This is a genomic window from Bradyrhizobium sp. SBR1B (assembly GCF_014198205.1).
In the GTDB taxonomy this organism is placed as follows: Bacteria; Pseudomonadota; Alphaproteobacteria; order Rhizobiales; family Xanthobacteraceae; genus Bradyrhizobium.
This window is the reverse complement of sequence record NZ_JACIHC010000005.1, coordinates 92683-118479: the sequence shown is the minus strand read 5'-3', so window position 1 is coordinate 118479 and position 25797 is coordinate 92683. Positions and strand designations below refer to the sequence as shown.

Genomic DNA, 25797 nt, shown 5'->3' with positions numbered 1-25797 from the left:
ATTGAATGCGGCCAGCCGTCGACGCAACAAATCGAGAAAGCCGGGTGGAAACGATGACGCGAAAGAGAGCGAAGCTGTGTGCGTTGCTTGTAAGCGCGGTGGCGACACTGGGGACGGGCACGGCGTCGGCGGCAACGCTGGCGGAAGACGCCGATGCGGTCTGCAAGGGTCTCGTCGGCGGGGCCGATGCCGTGAAGATCGACTCTGCAACCTTGCAGGCGCCCTCGCCGATCGCCGTTGCCGAACGCGGACCGACGCCGTCAGGGCGCGTCACGCCGGCCAATCCGGCCTTCTGCAAGGTGCTCGGCCATATCGACCCTGTCGATCCCAAGGCGCCGCCGATCAGATTCCAGGTTAACCTTCCCGTCGAATGGAACGGCCGCTCGCTGCAATATGGCGGCGGCGGTTTCAATGGTGTGCTGATCACCGGCCTTGCGCTGCCGCCGGCCTATCCCTTCGACAAGCCGTCGCCGCTGGCGCGCGGCTTCGTCACCTATGGCACCGACTCGGGTCACGAGACCAAGCAAGGCGAGCCGCCACAGGTCTTCGCGCTCAACGACGAAGCCTTCGAGAATTTTGCTCACCGCGCCTACAAGAAGGTGCGCGATGTGGCCGTTGGGCTGATGGAGCGCGCCTACGGCAAGAGACCTGAGAAGCTGTACTTTATGGGTTCGTCCGAGGGCGGCCGTGAAGGCCTGACCATGGCGCAGCGCTACCCGGATGACTTCGATGGGATCTTCGCACGCGTGCCCGTGATCAACTGGGTCGGCCTGCAGCATGCCGGCACGCGTTCGGGCCTCGTCACCATGGGCGCGGGCTGGATCAATCCGGCGCAGGTGAAGCTCGTCGGCGATGCCGTGCGGGCGGCTTGCGACAAGGCCGATGGCTCCGACGATGCGCTGGTGCAGGATCCCGTCGCCTGCAAGGCGGCCTTCAAGGTCGAGACGCTGCGCTGTGAGGCCGGAAAGAGCGGCGATCAGTGCCTGACCGATGCACAGATCAAGGCGATCGATACCCTGCACGGGACCTACAAATTCCCGTTCGCGCTCGCCAACGGTCTCGACGATTATCCCGGCTGGGGCGTGTCGGGTGAGGATACGCCGGCGATCGGCCCGACCGGCGGCTGGGTGGCGTGGTGGCTCGGCACCGCGCCGCCGGCGCAGCCGCCTGCGCCCAACAACGGCATCGCCTGGATCTATGGCGCCGGCGGCATTCAATATGTCTTTGCGCGCGATCCCAAGCTCGATGTCACCAGCTACAAGGTTGAGGAGCACAAGGCGCGGCTGCTCGAGGTTTCGAAGCTGATGGATTCGACCGATCCCGATCTCAGCCGCTTCCACGCCCGCGGCGGCCGTCTGATCATGCTCGAGCACATGGCCGACTACGCGCAGAGCCCCTATGCCGGCATCCGTTATTTCGAGAGCGTCGAGCGCAAGCTCGGCAAGACCGAGACGGCGGAGTTCGCGCGGCTCTACACCGCACCCGGCGTTGACCACGTCGGCTCCGGTGCGCCGGCCAATGTCGACATGCTGAGCGTGCTGGTCGACTGGGTCGAGAAAGGCAAGGCGCCCGGCGATCTCGAAGTCAGCGAGCCGAAGATCGAGGCGCCCTCATTCGCGACGCTGCGCGCGCTGCCGCTGTGCCGCTGGCCGGCCTGGCCGCACTACAAAGCGGGACCGGTAACGGAGGCGGCAAGCTTCACCTGCGCGCCGTAAGGCGGCACAGGCCGGATGGATGACCGCGAAGTCACTCCGCTGCCATCGCCTGCGCCCCGCCGAGCAGACGCGCATTGAGCCGGCCGCCAGAGAACAGCATGTCGTCGAGGGCTTCGTCGATATCGGCCGAGACGATCGACTTGCCGCCGTCGCGCGCCAAGCTGGCTTGCGCCAGCCGCCGCATCAGTTCCTTGATGAAGGCGCAACTCGTCCCCTCGCTGCGGCGGGCAGCCTCGATGACGATCGCGTCGTCGAGCGGCAATCCCTTGCCATAGAGGCGCACCAGCTTGCTGCGGCCATTTTCATCCGGGAGCGGCACTTCGATGGCCTGGTCGACGCGACCGGGGCGACCGGCCAGGGCAGCTTCCAGGTCCTGTGGCCGATTGGTGGTGAGAACGAAAAGGATGTCGGCATCCGGCTTCAATCCGTCCATCTCGTTGAGCAGCCTGTTGAGCATGGTTTCTTCGCACGGCCCCATGTTGCGGCGGTCGCGCGCGATCAGGTCGACGTCCTCGATCACCACCATCGCGGGCTGCAGCAGCCGTGCCAGGCCCATATAGGCGCTGAGAAGGCCGATCTGCCCGGCCGTGATGATCAGGGTCGTATGTCCAGGCAGATGCGTTGCGAGATAGCGGATCGTATGGGTCTTGCCTGTGCCGGGCGGTCCGTAAAGCAGGATGCCTTTGCGCGTCGATTGTCCGAGCCGCCGCAGTTGCTCGCGCGTCCCAACGAAATTCAGCACGTTGCGATCGAGCAGCCGCAGAGTCCGCTCCGGCAGGATCACCTCGTCGCGTCGAACGGTCGGTAGCCGGTGCACATTGATGCCGCGGGATTGGCCGCGGTAGTCGGAAGATTCCTCGAGCGACAGGATCTTGCCGCGATAGGTGCGCGCGGCCTGCACGGCGTCTTCGAGCGCGCCGAAGCAATGCTGCACCACGGCCGCCCCCGTGCTTCCCGCGGACACCATGATTTCGATCCGGATGCCGGGCTCGCGACGGGGGTCGCGGTCGGCGCAGAGCAGGACGGCATGGCGCACGCCGTCGTGCTCGCAGAGCCACAAGCCGTTGTCGAGGCACCGCGACGGACTGCTCTCGCCGACATCGACGTCGGAATATTGCAGCGGGGCGATCGCCACGGCGCTCCGATCGTCGCGGAGCAGGCGCGCAAACGACAGCGTTTCGTAGTGTTCCTCGGCAAGTCCGAACAAGTCGACGTGCGCTGCAAGCAGCTTGTCGAGGGCGGCTTGGACGTCCACTCGCATGTGGCCGGGAAACTGCCGGGTGGTCGTGACGAGCTTGCTGAGCGGAACGCCATGGAAGTACGCGTCCAGAACCCCGAACGCATAGGCGAGTTCGCCTTCCGTTTCGTGTTCTTGGTCTTGCTCTTCCGCTTGCTCCAGCTTCTGCGCCACGGCTCACCTTTCTGTTGCAACTAGAACGAGTTTGGAACAAATAAGGAACATGAACGCGCGAGAACGTCAAGCGCTTTGACAAAGAGACCGACAGGCGCTATTTGCTTCGCATGCGAAATAAACCGGCCGACGCGCGGCATCATCGGCTGATCTACCTGCTGAGCGTCGCGCAGCGCCGGCTGCAGCGCTGGATGGCGGCGCGGCCGGAGAACGCGGTGACGCCGGCGCAGGCAGGGCTGCTGTTCATCCTCGGCAAGCAGGATGGCGTGCTGATGGGCGAGGCGGGCGCGGCGCTCGACATGGGGCCGGCGGGCATTTCCGGCCTCGTCGACCGCACCGAGGCGGCGAAATTGATCGAGCGGCGGGCCGATCGCGAGGACGGGCGCGCCTGGCGCATCTTTCTGACGCCGAAGGGGCGCACCGCCCTGGCGCAGGCGAAAGCCGGGGCGGCCGAGGTCAACGCCGCCCTGACGGATGGATTCACGGCGGCGGAGATCGACATCGTCGCGCGCTGGCTGACGAGCATTCAGGACAAGTTTCCAAGGCCTTCAGATACAAGATCTTCAGAAACAAGACATTCAGACGAATAAAAGGAGAGAGCGATGACCGAGCACGTCCGGATCGAGAACAATGGCGGAATTCTCACCCTCACGCTGGCGCGTCCCGACAAGAAGAACGCGCTGACCGATGCGATGTACGGCAAGCTTGCTGACAGCATCGAATCCGCCGAGTTCGATCCGTCGACCCGCGTGATCCTGATCCGTGGCGAGGGCGACATGTTCACCGCCGGCAACGACGTCGGCGAATTCGCCGCGGTCGCGGCCGGCAAGTCCGAAGGCAGCCGCAACGTCGTGCGCTTCATCCAGTCGCTGGCGCGCTGCACCCGGCCGCTGGTCGCCGCCGTGCAGGGCCGCGCCGTCGGCGTCGGCACCACGATGCTGCTGCATTGCGATCTCGTCGTGCTCGCCGACAACGCGCAATTGTCGACGCCTTTCGTCAGCCTCGCATTGGTGCCGGAGGCCGCATCGAGCCTGCTGATGCCGGCGCGTATCGGCCATGCCCGCGCCTACGAGATGTTCGCGCTGGGCGAGACCGTACCGGCGAAGGCCGCGCTGGAATGGGGCCTCGCCAACCGCGTGGTGCCGCTCGACAAGCTCGATGCCGAGGCGCTCGCGCTGGCGCAGCGCCTTGCCCGCCAGCCGGCCGGTGCGCTCACGGCGACCAAGAAGCTGATGCGCAACGGCGAAGCACTGGTCGCGCAGATGTAGGCCGAAGGCGAGCAGTTCGCGCAGCGCCTGCGCACCGCCGAGGCGCGCGAGGCGTTTACGGCTTTTGCCGAGCGCCGTCCGCCGGATTTCACCAAGGTCGCGTGAGGGGACGCGGCCCGCTAGGAGGCGCGGTGCACAACCGCAGGCACTTGATTAAAGTCTTAACCAAACCTTGGCATGTCGCGATGCAAGGTGGCCGCTCGTGAAGAGTAGGCCCCCGACCCATGGCAATGTTTAAGAAATCGGTAAGCTCGCTTCTCCTGACGCTGATGGCCCTCCTTGCTGCCGGCGCGCTGGCCTCGACGGCGTTCCAGATGGCCGGGGCTTTTGGCCGCTACAGCGAAAGTCTCGAGACCGAGCGGCTTGCCGCTGCCGATAAGGCGATCTTCCAGGGCGTGCTGTCGCTGCGGACCAATCGCGGCGATGCCCAGAGTGCGTTGCTCGGCGAGGACGATCCGCGCGCCAAGCTCGAAGCGGCGGAGAAGGCCGAGCAGGTCGGCTATGAGGCCGTCGGCGCTGCGCTTTCGACCGTCGACTTCGCCCGCCGCGACGAGCTCGCCGGCACGCTGAAGCAGCGCTGGAGCGAGACCGCGCCGCAATTCCAGCTGTTCTACGACGAGGCCAAGCGTCCGCGCGCCGAGCGCAAGCTTGAGCGAACCAACTCCTGGTACGATTCCGTCACCAAGGTCATCGACACCGCGAACCTCGCCTCCACGGCGGTGTCGAACCGCGCCTGGATGAACGATCCCTATATCGCACGCATGATCCAGGTCCGCCGCTTCGCCTGGCAGGTGCGCGACCGCTATGGCATCCATTGTTCGTCGCTGCGCTCGAACGTCAACAGCAGCAAGCCGCTCGACGACGCCCAGAAGCGGTCGGTGGCGCAATGGGACGGCATCATCACCTCCGCATGGGCCGGCATGGCCGAGCTGCTGGCTGCGCCCGGTGTGTCGGCGGAGCTGGTCACGGCAGCGACGGACGCGAAGGCCAAGACCGATGGCGTCCTCAAGCAGATCAACGAGCTCACCAAAAATTTTGACGGCAGCGGCAAACCGGCGCTCCCTGCGGCAGAATGGAATACGCTCTGCCAGTCACCGTTCGCGCTCATTGTCGGCGTCGCGACCAAGGCGCTGGATCAGTCGATCGCGCGTGCCGAGGCCGTTCAGGCCAAGGCTCTCACCAACCTCATGGTACAGTCGCTCGCCTTCCTGCTCGCGCTCGCCGTGACCCTGACCGGCGTATACGTGGTGCGCAATCGCCTGATGCGCCCGGTGCGCGCCATTCTCGACGCCATCGCCCGCATCAGCGCGCGCGACTATGCGACGCCGGTGCCGCAATCCCGGCATCCCGACGAATTCGGCACCATGGCCGCGGCGCTCGAAAGCCTGCGCGAGAGCGCGGCGACCGCCGAGCGCCTGGGCCGGGAGCGTGAATCGCAGCAGGCCTTGCAGCTGGCCCGCTCCAGTACTGTCGACGAGGCCTGCCGCAGTTTTGATGACACCGTGCAGGCGGTGATCCACAGCGTTGTGGCCTCGACGCGGGAGCTCGATGCCACCGCAACCGGCGTGCGCTCGCTGGTGTCGGAATCGAGCAGCCAGACCGCGGCGGTCTCCTCCGCCGCCGAGCAGGCCACCAACAATCTGGAGACCATCGCGGCGGCGACCGAGGAGCTCTCCGCATCGGTCGGCGAGATCTCCGCGCAGGTGCAGTCGAGCGCCCGCGAGGCTCGCGAAGCCGTGTCGCAGGCCGAGCAGACCAACGCGACGGTCGAGATCCTCGACCAGACTGCAAGCCGCATCGGCGAAGTCGTCAAGATGATCAACGCCATCGCCGGCCAGACCAACCTTCTGGCCTTGAACGCCACCATCGAAGCCGCGCGCGCCGGCGAAGCGGGCCGGGGCTTTGCCGTGGTCGCGGGCGAGGTCAAGAACCTCGCCGCACAGACGGCGACGGCGACGGAAGAGATCTCGCGTCAGGTCGAGGAGATCCAGGGCGCAACTGGCCAGGCCGTGACCGCGATCCGCGCCATCGGCGGCGCCATCAGCGGCATCGACGAGAAGATGACGGCGATTGCCGCCGCCGTCGAGCAGCAGCGCGCGGCCACCACCGAGATCTCGCGCAATTTCCAGCAGGCCGCGCAGGGTACGCGCGAAGTCACCGATACCATCGGCAGCGTCGCCAGGCTCAACCAGGAGACCGGCAACGCCGGCACGGTGTTGTCGGAATCCGTCAAGAAGATGTCAGCCGACGCCGACCGCCTCCGCGTCGCGGTCGAGGGCTTTTTGGGCGCGGTCAAGACCGCGTAGTTTCGCCTTATTCTTCCAACCTGACGTCGTGGGTTCGGCATTGCCGCCGGTCCGCGCGGCGGCTACATCTGTGCCGCCGCATCAACTATGCGGCGCCAGACGTAAGACAGATCAGGGATGGAGAGTTCGATGCCGGTCACCCCACACAAGGCCCAGCGCCCGTATCGCGGCGTGTTCCCGGTCGCGCCCACCATCTTCGACGAGCGTGGTGAGCTCGACCTCGAGGGACAGCGCCGCTGCATCGATTTCATGATCGATGCCGGCTCGAACGGCCTCTGCATCCTCGCCAATTTCTCCGAGCAGTTCGTGCTCACCGATGCCGAGCGCGAGACCGTGATGCATGCGGTGCTGGAGCATGTCGCGGGCCGGGTTCCCGTGATCGTCACCACCACGCATTTCAGCTCGGCCGTCTGCGCCGCGCGCAGCCAGCAAGCCGAAGCCGCCGGCGCCGCCATGGTGATGGTGATGCCGCCCTATCATGGCGCGACCTTCCGGGTCCCTGAGAAGGGCATCGTCGAATTCTTCAAGGTGCTCTCGGGCGCCATCACCATTCCGATCATGATCCAGGATGCGCCGGTCGCGGGCACGCCGCTGTCGGTCGACCTGCTGGCGCGGCTGGCGCGCGACTTCGCCAACATCCGTTATTTCAAGATCGAGGTGCCGGGCGCGGCCTCAAAGCTCCGCAGCCTGATCGAGGCGGGCGGCAAGGACATCGAGGGACCCTGGGACGGCGAGGAGGCGATCACGCTGCTCGCCGATCTCGATGCCGGTGCCACCGGTGCGATGACTGGCGGCGGCTATCCCGACGGTATCCGCCAGATCATCGATCCCTATTTCGCCGGCAAGCGCGAGGAAGCGAAGGCCGCCTATGAGCGTTGGTTGCCGCTGATCAATTACGAGAACCGCCAATGCGGCCTGATCGCCTGCAAGGCGATGATGCAGGCCGGCGGCGTGATCAAGTCGGACGCGGTGCGCCATCCGCTCCAGCCGCTGCATCCGGCCACGCGCGCGGGCCTGCTGGAACTCGCCAAGGAACGCGACGCGCTGGCGCTGCGGTGGGGGAAGTAACGGTACCAAACGCGTCGCTGTCGTAGGGTGGGCAAAGGCGCGGAGCGCCGTGCCCACCATCTTTACCGACGGCGACAGGTGGTGGGCACGCTCCCCTTTGCCCACCCTACGAAGTGAATATTTCAGCTGTCGTCCCGGCCTTTGCCGGAACGACCCCGAAGGGGAGTTGCGCGCTCGCCTCATCTCATCCGCCCCTTTCGCCTGACGGCGTCGAATTTGCGCGATTCGAGCCGTTTCCCGCGGCCCGGCGATGAAGTAATATACGTCGCCAACCAGGCCCCGCGGAGCATCTCGAGCCATCGTGTAACACCTCTTCATAATGCCGTTATCCCGAGCCAGGTTGGCGCGAACCGACAGATCAGGGAGGCAGTGCCATGACGATGAGGCCGGACCCCACCTTTCACGCATCGCCCAGGCTTGCGATGGAAGCACCTGCGGAGAACTTTGCCTACACGTTGCTGCTCAGTCCGGATTTTTCGAAGCCGGATGCTCTCGCGGTCATCGACGTCAAGCCGGGATCGCCGACCTACAGCCAGATCGTCCACACCGTGACGATGCCCAACAAGGGCGACGAATTTCATCACTTCGGCTGGAATGCCTGCTCCTCCGCCCTGTCGCCGCTCGCCGGACACGCCTTCATCGAGCGGCGCTATCTCATCATCCCCGGAATCCGTTCGTCGCGGATCTACATCATCGATACCAAGCCAGATCCGACCCAAGCCAAGATCCACAAGATCATCGAGCCCGAGGAAATCTTCAAGAAGACCGGCTACTCGCGTCCGCACACCATCCATTGCGGGCCGGACGGCATTTACGTGAGCACGCTGGGGGGCGGCGGGAAGGACGGCACCAACGGGCCTCCAGGCGTCTTCATCATGGATTGCGAGACGTTCGAGGTCCTCGGACGATGGGAGATCGACCGTGGCCCGCAGACGCTGCATTATGACTTCTGGTGGAATCTGCCGCGAGATTACATGGTGACGAGCGAATGGGCGCTGCCGCCGCAGTTCGAGAACGGGATCGTCCCGGAGGATCTGCTGGCGAATAAATATGGCCATCGTCTCCACTTCTGGGATCTCCGCGCCCGCCGCAATGTGCAGACCATCGACCTTGGCGCCAATCATCAGATGGCGCTGGAGGTGCGGCCTGCTCACGATCCGGTTCGCGAATACGGTTTCGTGGGCGTCGTGGTCGACACCACCAATCTCGAAGCATCGATCTGGACCTGGTGGCGCGAAGGCGGGAAATTCCATGCCGAGAAGACGGCAACGATCCCGCCCGAACCCGCACCAAAGGAGAAGCTCCCGCCGCTGCTGCAGGGATTTGGCGCCGTGCCACCGCTGGTCACCGACATCGACCTGTCGATGGATGACCGGTTTCTCTACGTCTCGTGCTGGGGCACCGGTGAAATGCGCCAGTACGACGTCAGCGATCCCAGAAAGCCGAAGCTTGCGGGCTCGGTCCACATCGGAGGCATCGCACGCCGTACAGCGCATCCGAATGGCAAGGCCTTTGCGGCCGGCCCGCAAATGGTCGAGATCAGCCGCGACGGCAGGCGCGTGTACTGGACCAATTCGCTCTATTCCACCTGGGACGACCAGTTCTATCCGGATGGGGTTCCGGGCGTGGAGGTCATGGCCAATGTCGGTCGCAACGGCGGCCTCGAGCTCGACAAGGACTATTTCGTGAGCTTCCCGGACGGCTATCGTGCGCACCAGATCAGGCTGGAGGGCGGCGATTGTTCGACGGACTCCTTTTGCTACCCGTCGGTCTAGATTGGGGGCACGCGAGCCCGGCGCTTGGCTGGCTGTGGCTCGCTCTTGTTGCGAGCGGCCTCTATCACGGAGTCAATCCTGGGATGGGATGGCCGCTCGCCGTTTCGGCCGGGCTCATGGACAAGAGCCCATCCGCACTCTTCCGGGCGTTGTGGGCCCTGTCGGCCGGGCATCTCCTGGCAACATTTCTCGTGCTGCTGCCGTTCGCGTTCCTGCTCGTGCTGGTCGAGTGGCAGCGTTCGATCCAGATTGGCGCAAGCCTCCTCGTCATCTGCTTCGGCGTCTATCGGCTGATCGCGCGGCGTCATCCCCGCGCGCTGGCCCGAATTCCGCCGACGCAATTGGCGCTCTGGTCATTTGCCGTCGCCATTGCTCACGGCGCCGCCTTGATGCTCGTGCCGATCTATCTCGGGCTCTGCCAGGCTTTCGAATTCGATGCCGGCCATGAGGCGGCCGGCGCGCTGATGAAGACGAGTCTTTTTAAGACAAGTCTCGGGATGGCGCTGCTGGTGTCCCTGGTGCACGTTGCCGCCATGGTCGGCGCCGGCGGATGTCTGGCGTGGCTGGTCTACCGCCATCTGGGATTGAAGTTCGTCTCGCGAAGCTGGTTCAATCTGGATGCAGTCTGGGCGGCCAGCCTCGTTCTGGTTGGCGCGGTGGCGCTCGGCTTGAATCTTGCGAGCTGGCGCTGAGGTCTATCGCGCCAGCGGCCACTCGTCGACGATGTGGAATCTTGCCGATGCATCATCCTGCCGAAACAGCGCGATGCGGTCGATCGCCAGCGTCTCGATCCCCAGCGCTGCAAACCGCGTCCGCAGCATATCCAGGATCGGCCCGCGGCGCTCGGCATCCAGCCGTCCCGTCAGCGTCATGTGGAAGCGGAATTCTTCCATCACGTAAGGGTAGCCCCAGCGGTCGAGATAGTCGCGCTGCCGTTCGCTCAGCTTCTCGGGTTTGCGTCGCGCGCGGTCGTCCGCCGACAGCGCGGCGCGGAAGGAATCGAAATCGCGGGCGCAATCGGCGGCGAGTTGCTGCAGCGCCTCGACCGGCTCGGCTGGAATGACGGCGATGAAGCCGCTGATGGAATCGACCACCGGCCCGATCACGGGAAGCGGCCGCGGCCTGCCGGCGAATGCGGCGCAGGCGGCCATCATCTCCGCTTCGGTCCTGCCTGATACGAGCGCCATCGGCGCCTTCAGCGTGGCGTGAAAGCCGTATTTGCGGGGATCGGCGCTGACGTCACGCCAGTCCGGCGCGACGCGCAATGCGTCGGCGGGAAAGGCCAGTTCGTTGCCGGAGTAGGCATCGTAGCCGAGCAGTTCGGCGCCGAAGAGGGAGAGGGCGCTATCACTGCCGGCGGCAAAATAGATCGCGTAGCGGGGGAAACCTGTCATCGCCTCAGCATAACCAATTTAGGCCGCGACGACAGTCTCGCGCGGCGTCGCCATAGCAGTGAGCATCCGCGTCGCATCGGTGAGATGGACAAGCTTTCCGCCCGCGATCACCGCAATCAGCCGTGGCCGCAGCGGCACGGTGTCGTCGACCAGCAGAATATCGGCGCGGCGTCCTTCCGCGAGCACGCCGCGATCGGCAAGACCGGTGGCGCGCGCCGGGCCGGCGGAGACCAGATTCCAGGCGTCCGTCAGCGGCAGCACGCCGTCGGCGGCGAGGCGGAACGCTGCGAGCAGCTGCGCAGGATAATAATAGTCCGAGGCCAGCACGGAACAGAGCCCCTTGGCGATCATGTCGGAGGCCTTGGTCCAGCCGGTGTGGCTGCCGCCGCGCACGACGTTGGGCGCGCCGTAGACGATGGCGTCGCCGTGGCTTGCCGCCGCCCGCGCCGTCTCCTCGTTGATCGGAAACTCCGCGATGTCAGCGCCGAGATCGCGAAACTCCTGGCGCATCGCCGGCGTCGCATCATCGTGCGAGAGCATCCGCACCTCGGCCGCGCGCGCCGCGGCGGCCAGACGCGCAACCGAAGCCGGCACCTCGTCGGCGCGCGAGACCACGCGTTCGACCAGCCGGTCGAATTCCTCAGCTGAAAGCCCCGTGCGCTCGACCATACGGTTGCGCTTGCGCGGCTTGGCCATGTCGGCGACGGTGCCATCCATGTGGTCGTTGAAAGCGAACAGATCGACGCGGCCCTCGGTGAGCCATTGGCTGATCTCGGCCTCGGCGTCGAGATTGTAGGTTTCGTGCCGCAGGTGGAAGCGGGTGTCGGCGGCGAATTGCGGACGCTGCCGCTCGATGGCCTCCATCAGGCCGCGCGCGTTGCCGGCGCTGCGCAGGCCCGGCTCCCACGAACAGGTTGTGGCGTGAAACACCGTGGTGATGCCGTTGCTGATCGCCTGGCGGTCACTGTCGGCGAGCGCGACGTCGATCGGGAAGTCGACGCCGGCGCGCGGCATCATCTGCCGCTCGAAGGCATCGCCATGCAGATCAACGATGCCGGGGAGCACCAGCAGGTTGCGCGCATCGATCGCCAGCCGCGCCCGGCCCCGTGAAGCATCGATCTGGGCGATGTCCTGTCCGGAGACCGCCAATGACGATTCGACGACCTCAGTGCCGATCAGGGCCCGGCCGCCTTCAAGGAAAATGTCTGTCACGCGACCGCGTTTCGTTTGCTGGTAAGGGATCTGGTCTGGGGAGTCGCCCGTGCTTCGTATGTCGCGAGAAAATCTTCAATCCCGAGCTTGCGGAAATCGGGCAGCGCTTCGCGCAATTTGTCGTGATCCCAGTCCCACCAGGCGAGCTTCGCGAGCCGTCCGGCGATCTCCTCGGAGAATCGCCGCCGCACGATGCGGGCGGGATTGCCGGCGACGATGGTGTAGGCCGGCACGTCCTTGGTGACGATGGCGCCGGCCGCGATCACCGCGCCGGTGCCGATGTTGCGGCCCGGCAGCACGATCGCGCCGTGGCCGATCCAGACGTCGTGGCCGATATGGACGTGGTGCTGCCGCCGCCAGTCGAAGAACTCGGCATCGTCGCTCTCGCCTTCGAAGTAGGCGCTGGAGCGATAGGTGAAATGCGCCTGCGTCGCGCGGTGCATCGGGTGATTGCCGGGATTGACGCGCGTCATCGCCGCGATCGAGCAGAATTTTCCGACGGTGGTGTAGGTGATCTGGGAATCGTTCACGACATAAGAGTAATCGCCCATCGCGACGTCGTGCAGGATGGTGCGCGCGCCGACCTCGGTATAGGCGCCGAGCCTGGTCTCGTGCAGCTTGGCCGAGGGGTCGACGGTCGGCTGGACCGAGAGAATCTTGGCGGCCATGTTGCATCCGATGCGCGAGGGCGGGCGTTCCTCTTCGAGCGGCTTGATGACGATGTCATGACATGGCGATGACAGGGGATGAGCTGTGTAGGATCGCCGCACCGCAACGCCCGTGTCACACAAGTGTCAAGCGCGGGCGTTAGCGGTTGGCTCCAGCTAATCTGGAGTCCCGCATGCTGGTGGTGGAAGGTCTGACGTGTCGCTTCGGCGCGAAAGCCGCGGTGGACGACGCTTCGTTTCAAATCTCCCCCGGCGGCTTCGTCGGTGTGATCGGACGGTCCGGCGCCGGCAAGTCGACGCTGCTGCGAACCATCAATCGTCTCGCGACGCCGACGCAGGGCCGCATCCTGTTTGACGGCATCGACGTCACCGCGCTGCGCGGCAAGGAGCTGCGGCAGTGGCGGGCGCGGTCGGCCATGATCTTCCAGCAGTTCAACCTGGTTGGCCGGCTCGATGTCCTCACCAACGTCCTGATGGGACGCCTTGCGACGATGCCGGCCTGGCGCTCACTGTCGCAAGTGTGGCCCGAGCAGGACAAGGCGCTGGCGATGTCGGCGCTCGAACAGTTCGACATCGCATCGCTCGCCGCCCAGCGTGCCGACCAGCTCTCCGGCGGCCAGCAGCAGCGCGTCGCGATCGCGCGTGCGCTGGTGCAGCAGCCCGACATCATCCTTGCCGACGAGCCGATCGCATCGCTCGATCCGCGCAACACCAAGATCGTGATGGATGCGCTGCTGCGCATCAACAAGCATTTCGGCATCACCGTGCTCTGCAATTTGCATTCGCTGGATCTCGCCCGCAGCTATTGCGACCGCCTGATCGGCATGGCGGCGGGCCGTGTGGTGTTCGACGGCGCGCCGTCCGCGCTGACCGAGCACGTTGCGCGTGAGCTCTACGATCTCGAAGCCGCCGACGTCATGGGCACCGTGCCCGTCCCGGCGCCCGAGGGCGTCCCGGCGCTCGGAACCGCCGCGGCCGCCTGAGCCGCGCCACCTGTTTTGTTGCCAGTTTTGCGTCCACCGACCCCAACGGATGAAGAGGGTATCATGATCACTCGCAGATTAATTCTTGCCGGCGCCGCCGCGCTCGCGTTCACCGCCTCCGCCTCCGCCGACGATTGGAAGGCGAAATATCCCGAGCTGACCTTTGCGGTCGTCCCGGCCGAGAACGCCTCCGGCGTCACCGAGCGCTGGGCGCCGTTCGTGAACTATCTCTCCAAGGAACTGGGCGTGAAGGTCACGCTGCGCATCGCCAACGACTACGCCGCCGTCATCGAGGGCCAGCGCGCCGGCAACATCCACATCGCCAGCTACGGCTCGGCCTCGTTCGCCCGCGCCCGTCTGACCGGCGTCAAGTCCGACGCCTTCGCCAACGACATCAATGCCGACGGCTCGACCGGCTATTACTCGGTGTTCTTCGTCAAGGCGAGCAGCGCCTACAAGAGTGTCGACCAGCTCAAGGGCAAGAATCTCGGCCTCGTCGATCCGAACTCGACCTCCGGCAACAACGTGCCGCGCTTCGAGCTGGACAAGATGGGCATCCCCGATGCCGACGGCTATTTTGGCAAGGTCGTCTTCACCGGCAGCCACGAGAACGCAATGCTGGCGCTGTCGCAGGGCACGGTCGACGTTGCCGCCAACCAGTGGACCAGCGACGACGATTCCACGCTGGCGCAGATGCTGACCAAGGGCATGCTGAAGAATGCCGACGGTTCGGCGATGAAGAAGGACGACTTCCGCATCATCCACAAGTCGGCGCCGATCATCAACGGCCCCTATGCCTACAATTCCGACCTGCCGGAAGACGCCAAGGCCGCCATCGCGAAGGCGTTCTTCGACGCCCCGGCCAAGGACAAGGCCGCGTTCGACCGCCTCTCCGACGGCCAGAAGAAGGGCTTTCATCCCGCCACCACCAAGGACTGGGATGGCACGATCGAGCTGATCAAGTTCGTCGATGCGTTGCGTAAGAAGAAGGCGTCCTGATCTCAGGGCGATGCAACTGGAGCCGGGTCCCTGGACCCGGCTCTTTCTTTGACGGAGCTCGTCTCAGGACGATGACAACAGCGGTTTCGATCCTCCCCGAGCAGCAGCTTGCCGTGCTCAACGCCGCTTATCGCCAGGCGGTCGGGCGCAGGCGGCTCCGCCTGCTGTTAGGGATCGCGGTCTTCGCCGCCGCGCTGGCTCTCGCGGGAATCGGCGCGGAAGTGAATCTGCGCACGCTCTTCACCTATTTCGGCAATTTCATCAGCTATTTCGACCGCATCCTCACGCTCGACAACGGCCAGCGGGTCTGGACCGATGTCGGCGAATGGCTCTGGGGCTGGCGCAAATGGCTGAAGATGCTCGGCGAGACGCTGCTGATCTCCTATGTCGGCACGCTGATCGGCGCGACCTTGGCATTTTGTCTGAACTTCTTCGCGGCTGAAAACACCTCGCCCGCACCCTGGCTGCGCTTCGTCGTCAGGCGCCTGCTCGAGTTCGCCCGCACCGTTCCGGGCATCGTCTTCGCGCTGATCTTCGTGATCGCCTTCGGGCTCGGACCGATGGCGGGTGTGCTCGCGATCGCGATCCACTCCACCGGCGCACTCGGAAAGCTGTTTTCGGAAATCGTCGAGAACGCCGACATGAAGCCGGTCGAAGGCATCCGCTCGACCGGCGCGAGCTGGCTGTCCTGCATGCGGTTCGCCGTCGTGCCGCAGGTGACCGCGGGTTATGCGAGCTACGCGCTGCTGCGCTTCGAGATCAATGTCCGTGAAGCCTCCGTGATGGGTTTCGTCGGTGCCGGCGGCATCGGCCAGGAGCTCGTCGTCGCGATCCGCAAATTCTACTATTCGGACGTCAGCGCGATCCTGCTCACCATCATCGTCACCGTCTTCATCATCGACATCAGCACCGGCTGGCTGCGCGGCCGCCTGTTCGGCAAGGAGGCGCGGACGTGACGAGGCGGCAAGCGGTCGACACGCGAGAGCTTCGCGCGCGCTATCCGGATGTGTTCGACCGACCCGCCTCGGCGCGGCTTGCCACGCCGGCGATGATCGTCGCGGCGTTCGCGATCCTCATTTACGGCCTGGTCGATCTCGACTTCTCGCCGTCGCGCTTCTTCGCAGGTCTCAGCCAGCTCGGCTGGATCACCTTGATGATGATCCCGCCCGATCCCGGCTCGTCGCTGCCGATCTATCTGAAGGCGCTCGGCGAGACGCTGTCGATCGCGCTGCTCGGCACGACGCTGGCCGCTGTCTTCGCGCTTCCCGTCAGCCTGCTCGCGGCGCGCAACGTGGTGCCGTCGAACATCCTGCGCTTCCCGGTTCGCCGTGTCCTGGATTCGATCCGCGGTGTCGACACGCTGATCTGGGCGCTGGTGTGGATCAACGTCGTCGGGCTCGGCCCGTTCGCCGGCGTGCTCGCCATTGCGGTGTCGGATTTCGGCGCCTTCGGAAAGCTGTTCTCGGAGGCGATCGAGGGCGCCGACCAGAAGCAGGTCGAGGGCATCCGCGCCTCCGGCGGCAGCCCGCTGCACGAGATCCGCTTCGGGCTGTTGCCGCAGGTGCTGCCCGTGATCGCCGGCCAGGTGCTCTATTTCATCGAATCCAACACCCGCTCGGCCACCATCATCGGCATCGTCGGCGCCGGCGGCATCGGCCTGCAGCTCGCCGAGCAGATCCGCGTGCTGGAATGGCAGAAGGTGTCGTTCCTGATCCTGATGATCCTGGTCGCGGTCGCCGCGATCGATTTCATCTCGGGCAAGCTGCGCTTTGCGATCATTGGGCGCAGGGCCGTGGCCTGATCAAAAGTGCCGTAGGGTGGGCAAAGCGCAGCGTGCCCACGATTTTTAACGATCGAGAAGGATCGTGGGCACGGCGCGAAGTGCGCCTTTGCCCACCCTACGGCTCCGGTTTTCTTGGAGAGAGCCCCTACGACTCCACCAGAAACTCCACGCGCTCCGCGGCGAAGCGCGAATGCTTGGTCATCAGCGGCTTGCCGTCAAGATCGTGGTCGGTGGCATCGACCACCAGGATCGGCCGTCCGAGCGCGAGATCGAGCCGGGCCGCATCGGTGGCGTCGACGATGCCGGCGGTGATCCGGGTCGCGCCGCGGCGATAGTCGCGCACCCCGTAATGCTCCAGCAGCTTCGTCATCGAGCGCGTCGCCGCGAACACGGCACCGGCGCCGGGAAACAATTCCGCCGACAGCCATGTGGTGGAGACGCAGATCGGCGTGCGGTCGGCAAGGCGAATCGCCTCGATCCGCACCAAGGGCGCGCCGGCCTTCAATCCGAGCTCACGCGCCAACTCGCGGGTCGCGACATCGTCGGTCGCCTCGATCAACTGACCGCGCGGCTCGCGGCCACCGGCGCCGACGATCTCGGAGAAGCGCGTGCGCGAGCGCAGGGGATAAGCGAGCTTCTGCGCTTCGACATAAGTTCCGCTGCCGCGCTCGGCGCGCACCAAGCCGCGCTCGGCAAGCGCTGCCAGCGCGCGCCGCACGGTGTGGCGGTTCACCCGATAGGTTTCGGCGATCTCCATCTCGCCCGGCAACTTGTCGCCGGCCGCAAAGCGGCCGTCGGCGATGCCGCGCTCGATGCCGTCGGCAACGAGGCGCCATAGCGCGACGCCGGACGACGCAGTGTCTTGCATGCTCATATCGCCGGCCAGCCTAGCCCAGAAATCACAGCTTTGTCACGAAACAGTCATGGCGTCCTCGTATGAAGTTGTCTATTATAATAGACAACTTCGATGCGGCAAGTTCTGTCAAAGGTTCGGTGGATCAGGTGACCCTGCACAACAACCAGCAAGCCCAGCGCCAGGCCGCCATGGCCGTGCTGGCGCACGCGGAGGCGGGCGAGATCGCCGCCCGCCTCCGCAACTTGGCGCTCCCGGCCCATCAGGATCTGCGCGCGCCCGAAAACGGTCTCGTCATGCTGCGCGGCCGGGTCGGCGGTGACGGCGCGCCGTTCAATCTCGGCGAAGCCACGGTGTCGCGCGCCGCGGTGCGGCTGGCGAGCGGCGAGGTCGGGTTCGGCTACACGCTCGGGCGCGACGGCGAGAAAGCGCGGCTGATCGCTTTGTGCGACGCCCTGGTGCAGTCGAGGGATTTTGGCGGAGCGGTGGAGCGGGACGTTATCGCCCCGTTGCGTGAGCAGCTTATGGCTGGCCGCGCGCAGGCGGCGGCCGAGACCGCTGCGACGAAGGTTGATTTCTACACCATGGTGCGCGGTGAGGGGTGAGATCATGACCACGATTGCGGAACTGCCGCCGGGCTTCGCCGACAAGGTGCTGTCGGCGCAATCGACATTTCGCTCGGTCATGGACGCGATGGCGCGGCCGGGCTCGGTCCAGCGCATCGTCCCGATGGCTGGAACGGCAGGCTCGATGATGCGCGGCACGGCCGCGATCGCGCTGACGCTGTTCGACCACGACACGCCGCTCTGGCTCGACGCACGGCTGGCGGAGAGCCCGAACGTGGTGAAATGGCTGAAGTTTCACACCGGCGCGCCCGTGGTGCAGGATTCCTCGATCGCGAGTTTTGCGCTGATCAGCGACGGCGGTGCGCTGCCGCCGCTCGAACGCTTCGCGCTCGGAACCAGCGAATATCCGGATCGGTCCACCACGGTGATCCTGCAGGTCGATAGCCTCGACTCCGGACGGAGCTTCGAGCTGCGCGGTCCCGGCATCGACGGCGCCGCCATGCTCAATGCGTCAATCAAGCCGTTCGATCTGTTCGAGCGTATGCACATCAACGAGGCACTGTTTCCGCGCGGCATCGATGTGGTGCTGGTGGCCGATGACGCCGTGGTCGCGATCCCCCGCACCACGCGAATCGTGAGCAAGGGAAGCTAGAAGCATGTATGTCGCAGTCAAAGGCGGCGAACGCGCCATCGAGAACGCCCACCGCCTGCTTGCAGACAAGCGGCGCGGCGACCAAGGCGTTCCGGAGGTCACGCTCGACCAGATCTCGGAGCAGCTTGGCCTCGCCGTGGACCGCGTCATGAGCGAAGGCTCGCTCTATGATCGCGAGCTCGCGGCCCTCGCGATCAAGCAAGCGCGCGGCGATTTGATCGAGGCGATCTTCCTGGTTCGCGCCTTCCGCGCCACGATGCCGCGTTTCGGCGCGAGCGAGCCGGTCGACACCGGTGCGATGCGCGTGCAGCGGCGGGTGTCCTCGACCTTCAAGGATATTCCCGGCGGCCAGATCCTCGGGCCGACCTTCGACTACACCCATCGCCTGCTCGATCCCGCGCTCGCGCAAGGCTTCGTGCCGGAGGCGCCGGCAACGGCGGAGGCATCGACGGCGCCGACGCCGCGCGTGACCGACATCCTCGGCCGCGACGGGCTGATCGAATCCTCGCCGCAGGCCGAGGAGGGCGCGAGCGTCGGCGACCTCACCCGCGAGCCGCTGAATTTTCCTGCGGACCGTGATTTGCGCCTGCAGAATCTCGCGCGCGGTGACGAAGGATTCTTGCTGGCGATGGGCTATTCCACCCAGCGCGGCTATGGCCGCAACCATCCCTTCGCCGGCGAGATCCGCTTCGGCGAGGTCGAGGTGGAATTTTCGGCGGAAGACGTCGGCTTCGCCGTGCCGCTCGGCTCGATCGAGCTCACCGAGTGCCAGATGGTCAACCAGTTCAAGGGCTCCGCGACGGAAGCGCCGTGCTTCACCCGCGGCTATGGCCTCGCCTTCGGCCAGAGCGAGCGCAAGACCATGTCGATGGCCCTGGTCGACCGCGCGCTGCGTGCCCGCGAGCTCGGCGAGGAGGCACTCGCCCCCGCGCAAGATGAAGAATTCGTGATGTCGCATTCGGACAACGTCCAGGCGACCGGCTTCGTCGAGCATTTGAAGCTGCCGCACTATGTCGACTTTCAGTCCGAGCTCGGCCTGCTCCGCAAGCTGCGCAAAGAGTTCGCCGATGCCCAGACGCCTGATGCCATGAAGGAGGCCGCGGAATGAACGCGCCCGCCTACAACTTCGCCTATCTCGACGAGCAGACCAAGCGGATGATCCGCCGCGCGATCCTGAAAGCGATCGCGATCCCCGGTTATCAGGTGCCGTTCGCCAGCCGAGAGATGCCGATGCCCTATGGCTGGGGCACCGGCGGCGTGCAGGTCACCGCCGCGATCCTCGGTCCCGCCGACGTGCTGAAGGTGATCGACCAGGGCTCCGACGACACCACCAACGCGATCTCGATCCGGAAATTCTTCGCCAAGACCGCGGGCGTTGCCACGACGACCGCAACTGACGAAGCGACGGTGATCCAGACCCGCCACCGCATCCCCGAGGCGACGCTGCACGCAAACCAGGTGCTGGTCTATCAGGTGCCGATCCCGGAGCCGTTGCGCTTCCTCGAGCCGCGCGAGACCGAGACGCGGCGGATGCATGCGCTGGCCGAATACGGCCTGATGCATGTGAAGCTCTATGAGGACATCGCCCGCTTCGGCCACATCGCCACCGCCTACGCCTATCCGGTCAAGGTCAATGCGCGCTACGTGATGGATCCGTCGCCGACGCCGAAATTCGACAATCCCAAGATGGACAATTGCCCGGCGTTGCAATTGTTCGGCGCCGGCCGCGAGAAGCGCATCTATGCGATCCCGCCTTACACGAAGGTGGTGTCGCTCGATTTCGAGGACCATCCGTTCGAGCCCTATCGCTTCAACGCGCCCTGCGCGCTGTGCGGCGCGGAGAATTCCTATCTCGACGAGATCGTCACCGACGACAAGGGCGGACGGATGTTCGTGTGCTCGGACACCGACTATTGCGAGAGCCGCCAGGCCGCCGGCCATCACGGCAGCCTCAGCGCCGCGCCGTACAAGGAGAAGGCGCAAGGAGGCACCAATGGTTGATCACGCCGCGCTCGAAAACGATCAGCCGCTGCTGGTCGCGACCTCCCTCAGCAAATCCTTCGGCCGTATCGCCGCGTGCCGTGACGTCTCCTTCGCGCTGTATCCCGGCGAGGTGGTGGCGATCGTCGGCGAATCCGGTTCGGGCAAGTCGACGCTGCTGCAACTCCTGTCGGGCCAGCTCGCGGCCAGCGGCGGCCACGTGTCCTATCGGATGCGCGACGGTGTCGCCCGTGATCTCGCCACGCTCGGCGAAGCCGAGCGGCGCTTCCTGTACCGCACCGATTGGGGTTTTGTGCATCAGGATCCCGCCCAGGGCCTGCGCATGGCGGTCTCGGCCGGCGCCAATGTCGGCGAGCGGCTGATGGCGGTGGGTTGGAATCACTATGGCCGCATCCGCGAGACCGCGTCCGACTGGCTCACCCGCGTCGAGATCGACACCGCCCGCATCGACGATGCACCGCGGACCTATTCCGGCGGCATGCGCCAGCGTCTCCAGATCGCGCGCAACCTCGTCACCGAGCCGCGGTTGGTGTTCATGGACGAGCCGACCGGCGGGCTCGACGTGTCCGTGCAGGCGCGCCTGCTCGACCTCCTGCGCAGCCTCGTCGCCGAACTGCACCTCGCGGTCATCATCGTCACCCACGACCTCGCGGTGGCGCGGCTGCTCTCGCACCGCGTGATGGTGATGAAGGGCGGCCGCGTCATCGAGACCGGTCTCACCGACCAGGTTCTCGACGATCCCCGCGAGCCCTATACGCAGCTTCTCGTCTCCTCGATCCTGCCGCCATGAACCTTTCAATATGAGCTTTCCAATGACCGCCATGATCGACGTCACCGATGCCAACAAGACCTTCACCATGCACCTGCAGGGCGGCATCGAGTTGCCTGTCGTCAGCGGCGTGAGCTTCCAGGTCAACGCGAGCGAATGCGTCGTGCTGTCGGGGCCGTCAGGCGCCGGCAAGTCCTCGATCCTGAAAATGATCTTCGGCAACTACCGCTGCGATAGCGGCCGCATCGGCATCCGCCACCGCGGCGCGCTGATCGATCTCGCCAGCGCCGAGCCGCGCCAGGTGCTGAACGTCCGTCGCGCCACCATCGGCTATGTCAGCCAGTTCCTGCGCGCGGTGCCGCGGGTGGCCACCATCGACGTCGTCGCCGAGCCGCTGATTGTGAACGGCATGCCACGCGCCGACGCGCAAGCCCGCGCCGGCGATTTGCTGCACCGCCTCAACATCCCCGAGCGTCTGTGGCAGCTTCCGCCCGCGACCTTCTCCGGCGGCGAGCAGCAGCGCGTCAACATCGCGCGCGGCTTCATCTCGGACCTGCCGATACTGCTGCTGGACGAGCCGACCGCCTCGCTGGATGCCGCCAACCGCGCGGTCGTGGTCGAGCTGGTCGCCGAGAAGAAGCGCCAGGGCGTCGCCATGGTTGCCATTGTCCATGACGACGAAATCCGTCATCTGATTGCCGACCGCATCGTCGACGTCACCAGCTTTGCCGCCGCGGCCTGAAGGAAATGGAAATGAACGCCAAGCCGAAGGACATTGTGATCGCCAACGCCCGGATCGTGCTGGCTGACCGGGTGATCGAGCAGGGCTGGCTCGCTCTTGCCGACGGGCGCATCGCCGAGATCGGCGATGGGACTGCGCCTGCGGGCGCCGAGGATGCCGGCGGCGATTTGATCATGCCGGGCCTGATCGAGCTGCACACCGACCATCTCGAAGCCCATTACGTGCCGCGGCCAAAGGTGTTCTGGAATCCGGTTGCGGCCGTGATCTCCTATGACGGCCAGCTTGCGACTTCGGGCATCACCACCGTGTTCGATTCGCTCCGGGTCTGGCGCGAGGACGGCGCCGAGGAGGTCGACGGCCGCGCCGGCGTGCTCGCCGCCGCGATCACGACCGCGCGCGACGCCAGCCTGTTGCGCGCCGACCACTTCCTGCATCTGCGCTGCGAGATCCCGATGCCGAGCGTGGTCGAGGAGGCCAGGGAGCTGATCGACCGTCCCGACGTCAAGCTGATGTCGCTGATGGACCACACGCCCGGCCAGCGTCAGTTCCGTGACGAGGTCAAGCTGCGCGACTATTATCGCGGCAAGGGCGGCGGCAAGACCGATGCCGAGCTCGACGAGCTGTTCGCCAAGCGCTTCGAATATCAGAAGCTCTATGCCGCGAGCAACATGCGCGAGATCGTGGCGCTGGCGCATCAGTACAAGATCCCGCTCGCAAGCCACGACGACACCACCGAGGAGAACGTCGCGGATGCCGTGCGCGATCGCGTCTCGGTGGCGGAATTCCCGACCACGCTCGAAGCCGCGCGCAGCTTGCATGAGGCCGGCATCGACATCCTGATGGGCGCGCCGAACGTCGTGCGCGGCGGCTCGCATTCCGGCAACATCGCCGCGGTCGATCTTGCCCGTGAGGGCCTGCTCGACATTCTGTCGTCGGACTACATCCCGTCGAGCCTCCTGATGGGGGCGCTGCAATTGCCCGAGCACGTGCCCGCGATCGGCCTTGCCGCGGCGATCCGCACCGTGACCAAGGCGCCGGCGGAGGCGGTTGGCCTCACCGACCGCGGCGAGGTCGCGATCGGCAAGCGTGCCGACCTCATTCGCGTGCATGTCGCGGGCCACGTTCCCGTCGTCCGCAGTGTCTGGCGCGAAGGACACCGTGTCGCATGAGCGAGAGCGCAACCATGGCGGGCGGGCGGACCGGCGCGATCGGACCTGGACGGCTCGTGCTGGTGGTCGGTCCCAGCGGCGCCGGCAAGGACACGCTGCTGCGGCTGGCGCAAGCGGCCTGCGCTGATGATCACGACATTGTCTTCCCGCGCCGAATCGTGACGCGTGAATCCTCCGCCGACGAAGACAATGTCGCGCTTGGCCCCGACGAATTCCGCCGCGCGTGCGAGCATGGCGATTTCGCCGTGCATTGGGATGCGCACGGGCATTCCTATGCGCTGCCGCTCGACATCAACGACGATATCCGCGCCGGCCGCACGGTCGTCGCCAACGTCTCGCGCACCGTGATCGGCGCGCTGCGCCAGGCCTATGCTGACATCGTGGTGGTTGCGATCACGGCGCCGCCGGATGTGCTGGCCGCACGGCTGGCTGCCCGCGCGCGACAAAGCGACGGCAACATCGCCGAACGTCTCACCCGCAGCGTCGACGACAGGTCGGCGCAGGCTGATGTCACCATCCTCAATGCCGGCGGCGCGGACTATCATGCGCGCCAGCTCGTGCGCGTGATCAGGAATGAAGGCCGGCACGATTAGCCAGTACAGCAAGGAGAATGGAATGTCGGTGATTGAAACGATCGAACAGCTGGAGGCCATCTACGGCGCCACCAACGACGCCTCGACCGTGAAAGTCGCCGACCACGTCACCCCGCTCTACCGCGTCTTCATCGAGAAGGCGCCGTTCGCCGCGCTTGCCACCATCGGCCCCGAGGGCATCGACTGCTCGCCGCGTGGTGACTTGCCCGGCTTCGTCCGTATCCATGATCCCAAGACGCTGATGCTGCCGGATCGTCGCGGTAACAACCGGGTCGATTCCTTGCGCAACATCGTGCGCGACCCGCGCGTGTCGTTGATGTTCCTGATCCCCGGCTCCGGTAATGCGGTTCGCGCCAACGGCCGCGCCCATCTCTCGGTCGATCCCGAGCTGCTGGCCTCGTTCAAGGTCGAGGGCAAGGCGCCGCGCAGCGTGATGGTGATGAAGGTGGCCGAGATTTACTTCCAGTGCGCTCGCGCCATCGTCCGCTCCGACCTCTGGAATCCCGACAAGCGTATCGATCCCAAGACGCTGCCGACGCCCGGTCAGATCCTCGCTGAGATGAGCGACAACAAGGTCGGCGGCGCGGAGTACGATCGCATCTGGCCCGAGCGCGCCGCCGCGACGATGTGGTGAGACTTTCTTCCCATCTCCCCTTGTGGGAGAGGGTGGCTCGCCGCATAGCGGCGAGACGGGTGAGGGGTTCTCTCCGCGCGCTAGTCTCTCTCATTTGAACCTGCGGAACGAACCCCTCATCCGGCGCTTCGCGCCACCTTCTCCCACAAGGGGAGAAGGAAGAGGAGCGAAGCCGCGCGAGGTAAATCCGGCTGCCACTGCTCACCGCGGGAGAAGCGCTTCAGCGCGCTCACGGCAAATATGGATAGCCATTTCATTGACCAATCGCGGCAATCGCTCGATATTCGCAACATCGAAACTGCTCCTCGAGTCAAAGCCGCACGATGAGAACCGATCGCCAGCGCAATTCTAATGACATGCATGCGTGCATGACGCCGCGCTGTTTCTCGGCGGCGACGGGTGCCTGTTGTTGTTGCTGACCGCGTCCTAGCAACATCCACATCGCAATTGCCAGACAGGAGCGCCGGAATTCCGGCGAACGAGCAGTCATGTCCCACACCCAGTCCAACGCCTATATCATCGAGATCCACGACCGTGCCGCCGGCATCGTCACCCGCGATGCCCGCGGCTTCCGCTTCTTTTCCTCTGAGCGCCTGTTCGACAGTCTCGAAGGGCGTCAGTTCCGCTCGGCGCGCGAAGCCGAGCGCGCGGCGCGCGCGGTGCTCTCGGAGCGGGGGCGGCGCCTGAGCTGATCAGCTCAGGCGGCGTGCCCTGGTGCGGGCCGCTTTCTTCGCGGCAGCGGAGCGGGTCTTGGCGCCCTTGGTCTGGCTCGCCTTCCGTGCGGCAGCCGAACGCGACGCCGCGGTTCGTCCGCTCGCGGCGCGCTTGCCCTGCTTCGACAGCGCGCTGCGCGATGCGGTCGAGCGCGGCTCTTTCTTCAAAACGTTCTCGACCGCGCGCGACACTTTCGGCCGGCGCTTCGGCGTGCGTTTGCCTTGGCCGACCTCGTAAGCATATTTGGCGCTGCGGCGTGTCGATTTCTTGGTTCGTCCTTTGCGCGGCGGCGGCAGATCGACGCCGGCGCGGCGCGCCTCGGACAGGCCGATCGCAATGGCCTGCTTGGTCGACCGTGCGCCGTGCTTGCCTTTCCGGATCCTGTCGATCTCGTCCTTGACGAATTCGCCTGCCTGCGTGCTTGCCGATTTGCCCGCGCGCTTGTCCTGCTTCGCTTTGCGGATCACTTCTTGTCTTGGCATGGGTGAGTTCCCTCAAGATGTACAGGGATGTCTCACCGCA

At 65.6% G+C, this 25797-nt stretch carries 27 protein-coding genes and 1 pseudogene; 21 read left to right on the top strand and 7 right to left on the bottom strand.

What is annotated here, in order from left to right; genetic code table 11:
- The first annotated feature begins 53 nt into the window (after window positions 1–53).
- Window positions 54–1715, top strand: a complete 1662-nt coding sequence (locus GGD61_RS15265; RefSeq protein ID WP_177236876.1) for a tannase/feruloyl esterase family alpha/beta hydrolase — start codon at window positions 54–56, stop codon at window positions 1713–1715.
- A gap of 31 nt (window positions 1716–1746) precedes the next feature.
- On the opposite strand, the gene GGD61_RS15260 is transcribed toward GGD61_RS15265, so the two are convergent.
- A complete protein-coding gene (locus GGD61_RS15260; protein WP_312012648.1) occupies window positions 1747–3126 on the bottom strand; it encodes an ATP-binding protein in 1380 nt (459 codons plus the stop codon).
- A gap of 110 nt (window positions 3127–3236) precedes the next feature.
- On the opposite strand from GGD61_RS15260, the gene GGD61_RS15255 reads away from it, so the two are divergent.
- The 6 genes and pseudogenes from GGD61_RS15255 (at window position 3237) to GGD61_RS15230 (ending at window position 10235) form a co-directional block, all read left to right on the top strand.
- Complete coding sequence (locus tag GGD61_RS15255) at window positions 3237–3716, top strand: MarR family winged helix-turn-helix transcriptional regulator (protein ID WP_092251857.1); 480 nt, start codon at window positions 3237–3239, stop codon at window positions 3714–3716.
- 12 nt (window positions 3717–3728) lie between these two features.
- Window positions 3729–4499, top strand: a pseudogene (locus GGD61_RS15250) (enoyl-CoA hydratase).
- 119 nt (window positions 4500–4618) lie between these two features.
- On the top strand, window positions 4619–6700 hold the full coding sequence (locus tag GGD61_RS15245; RefSeq protein WP_183230873.1) for a methyl-accepting chemotaxis protein: 2082 nt from the start codon (window positions 4619–4621) through the stop codon (window positions 6698–6700).
- Between the two features lie 129 nt (window positions 6701–6829).
- Window positions 6830–7768: a dihydrodipicolinate synthase family protein gene (locus GGD61_RS15240; RefSeq protein WP_092252009.1), complete on the top strand. Its 939-nt coding sequence runs from the start codon at window positions 6830–6832 to the stop codon at window positions 7766–7768.
- Between the two features lie 374 nt (window positions 7769–8142).
- Window positions 8143–9543 (top strand): selenium-binding protein SBP56-related protein, encoded by a 1401-nt coding sequence (locus tag GGD61_RS15235; protein WP_092251863.1) that lies wholly within the window; start codon window positions 8143–8145, stop codon window positions 9541–9543.
- A gap of 83 nt (window positions 9544–9626) precedes the next feature.
- Window positions 9627–10235, top strand: coding sequence for a hypothetical protein (locus GGD61_RS15230; RefSeq protein ID WP_092251865.1), 609 nt, complete (start codon window positions 9627–9629; stop codon window positions 10233–10235).
- Between the two features lie 3 nt (window positions 10236–10238).
- On the opposite strand, the gene GGD61_RS15225 is transcribed toward GGD61_RS15230, so the two are convergent.
- From GGD61_RS15225 to GGD61_RS15215, 3 genes are read right to left on the bottom strand one after another with little or no spacing between them, the layout of a single operon-like run.
- Window positions 10239–10937 carry a DUF1045 domain-containing protein gene (locus tag GGD61_RS15225; RefSeq protein ID WP_183230872.1) on the bottom strand — a complete coding sequence of 233 codons (699 nt, stop codon included), beginning with the start codon at window positions 10935–10937 and terminating at the stop codon, window positions 10239–10241.
- Window positions 10938–10955: 18 nt separating this feature from the next.
- Window positions 10956–12149, bottom strand: coding sequence for an alpha-D-ribose 1-methylphosphonate 5-triphosphate diphosphatase (locus GGD61_RS15220; RefSeq protein WP_092251868.1), 1194 nt, complete (start codon window positions 12147–12149; stop codon window positions 10956–10958).
- Window positions 12146–12817, bottom strand: coding sequence for a chloramphenicol acetyltransferase (locus GGD61_RS15215; protein WP_177236878.1), 672 nt, complete (start codon window positions 12815–12817; stop codon window positions 12146–12148). The genes GGD61_RS15220 and GGD61_RS15215 overlap by 4 nt, the downstream gene beginning before the upstream one ends.
- Before the next feature lie 173 nt (window positions 12818–12990).
- Between GGD61_RS15215 and phnC the strand changes: the two genes are divergently transcribed.
- From phnC to phnE (GGD61_RS15195), 4 genes are all read left to right on the top strand, one after another.
- The gene (gene phnC / locus GGD61_RS15210; protein WP_018321219.1) at window positions 12991–13800 is read left to right on the top strand and encodes a phosphonate ABC transporter ATP-binding protein; all 810 of its coding nucleotides are present in this window, start codon (window positions 12991–12993) and stop codon (window positions 13798–13800) included.
- A 63-nt stretch (window positions 13801–13863) separates the two neighbouring features.
- Window positions 13864–14799: a phosphonate ABC transporter substrate-binding protein gene (gene phnD / locus GGD61_RS15205; protein ID WP_091955625.1), complete on the top strand. Its 936-nt coding sequence runs from the start codon at window positions 13864–13866 to the stop codon at window positions 14797–14799.
- Between the two features lie 71 nt (window positions 14800–14870).
- Window positions 14871–15755: a phosphonate ABC transporter, permease protein PhnE gene (gene phnE / locus GGD61_RS15200; RefSeq protein ID WP_092251874.1), complete on the top strand. Its 885-nt coding sequence runs from the start codon at window positions 14871–14873 to the stop codon at window positions 15753–15755.
- Window positions 15752–16600 (top strand): phosphonate ABC transporter, permease protein PhnE, encoded by an 849-nt coding sequence (phnE, locus tag GGD61_RS15195; protein WP_092251876.1) that lies wholly within the window; start codon window positions 15752–15754, stop codon window positions 16598–16600. The genes phnE (GGD61_RS15200) and phnE (GGD61_RS15195) overlap by 4 nt, the downstream gene beginning before the upstream one ends.
- Before the next feature lie 127 nt (window positions 16601–16727).
- On the opposite strand, the gene phnF is transcribed toward phnE (GGD61_RS15195), so the two are convergent.
- The gene (phnF, locus tag GGD61_RS15190) at window positions 16728–17456 is read right to left on the bottom strand and encodes a phosphonate metabolism transcriptional regulator PhnF (RefSeq protein WP_018321223.1); all 729 of its coding nucleotides are present in this window, start codon (window positions 17454–17456) and stop codon (window positions 16728–16730) included.
- 119 nt (window positions 17457–17575) lie between these two features.
- On the opposite strand from phnF, the gene phnG reads away from it, so the two are divergent.
- Genes phnG through GGD61_RS15145 form a run of 9 tightly spaced genes read left to right on the top strand, consistent with a single transcriptional unit; the run spans window position 17576 to window position 24561 of the window.
- Window positions 17576–18040 carry a phosphonate C-P lyase system protein PhnG gene (gene phnG / locus GGD61_RS15185; RefSeq protein ID WP_177236891.1) on the top strand — a complete coding sequence of 155 codons (465 nt, stop codon included), beginning with the start codon at window positions 17576–17578 and terminating at the stop codon, window positions 18038–18040.
- A gap of 4 nt (window positions 18041–18044) precedes the next feature.
- Window positions 18045–18653, top strand: coding sequence for a phosphonate C-P lyase system protein PhnH (phnH, locus tag GGD61_RS15180; RefSeq protein ID WP_177236879.1), 609 nt, complete (start codon window positions 18045–18047; stop codon window positions 18651–18653).
- A gap of 4 nt (window positions 18654–18657) precedes the next feature.
- Window positions 18658–19761, top strand: a complete 1104-nt coding sequence (locus GGD61_RS15175) for a carbon-phosphorus lyase complex subunit PhnI (protein ID WP_092251882.1) — start codon at window positions 18658–18660, stop codon at window positions 19759–19761.
- Window positions 19758–20654, top strand: coding sequence for an alpha-D-ribose 1-methylphosphonate 5-phosphate C-P-lyase PhnJ (locus GGD61_RS15170; RefSeq protein WP_018321227.1), 897 nt, complete (start codon window positions 19758–19760; stop codon window positions 20652–20654). The genes GGD61_RS15175 and GGD61_RS15170 overlap by 4 nt, the downstream gene beginning before the upstream one ends.
- Window positions 20647–21444, top strand: a complete 798-nt coding sequence (gene phnK, locus GGD61_RS15165; RefSeq protein ID WP_092251884.1) for a phosphonate C-P lyase system protein PhnK — start codon at window positions 20647–20649, stop codon at window positions 21442–21444. Before GGD61_RS15170 ends, phnK begins: the two co-directional genes overlap by 8 nt.
- A gap of 22 nt (window positions 21445–21466) precedes the next feature.
- Window positions 21467–22165: a phosphonate C-P lyase system protein PhnL gene (gene phnL / locus GGD61_RS15160; protein WP_177236880.1), complete on the top strand. Its 699-nt coding sequence runs from the start codon at window positions 21467–21469 to the stop codon at window positions 22163–22165.
- 11 nt (window positions 22166–22176) lie between these two features.
- Window positions 22177–23334, top strand: a complete 1158-nt coding sequence (locus GGD61_RS15155) for an alpha-D-ribose 1-methylphosphonate 5-triphosphate diphosphatase (protein WP_092252011.1) — start codon at window positions 22177–22179, stop codon at window positions 23332–23334.
- Entirely contained in the window at window positions 23331–23927 is a 597-nt protein-coding gene (gene phnN / locus GGD61_RS15150) for a phosphonate metabolism protein/1,5-bisphosphokinase (PRPP-forming) PhnN (protein WP_092251888.1), read from the top strand. The genes GGD61_RS15155 and phnN overlap by 4 nt, the downstream gene beginning before the upstream one ends.
- A 22-nt stretch (window positions 23928–23949) precedes the next feature.
- Complete coding sequence (locus tag GGD61_RS15145) at window positions 23950–24561, top strand: pyridoxamine 5'-phosphate oxidase family protein (RefSeq protein WP_092251890.1); 612 nt, start codon at window positions 23950–23952, stop codon at window positions 24559–24561.
- 310 nt (window positions 24562–24871) lie between these two features.
- On the opposite strand, the gene GGD61_RS15140 is transcribed toward GGD61_RS15145, so the two are convergent.
- Window positions 24872–25051, bottom strand: coding sequence for a hypothetical protein (locus GGD61_RS15140; protein ID WP_177237011.1), 180 nt, complete (start codon window positions 25049–25051; stop codon window positions 24872–24874).
- On the opposite strand from GGD61_RS15140, the gene GGD61_RS15135 reads away from it, so the two are divergent.
- Window positions 25050–25253 (top strand): hypothetical protein, encoded by a 204-nt coding sequence (locus GGD61_RS15135; protein ID WP_092254027.1) that lies wholly within the window; start codon window positions 25050–25052, stop codon window positions 25251–25253. The genes GGD61_RS15140 and GGD61_RS15135 overlap by 2 nt on opposite strands.
- Here GGD61_RS15135 and GGD61_RS15130 read toward each other — a convergent pair whose 3' ends face one another.
- Window positions 25254–25757 (bottom strand): DUF6496 domain-containing protein, encoded by a 504-nt coding sequence (locus GGD61_RS15130; protein ID WP_092254029.1) that lies wholly within the window; start codon window positions 25755–25757, stop codon window positions 25254–25256.
- Between the last annotated feature and the right edge of the window lie 40 nt (window positions 25758–25797).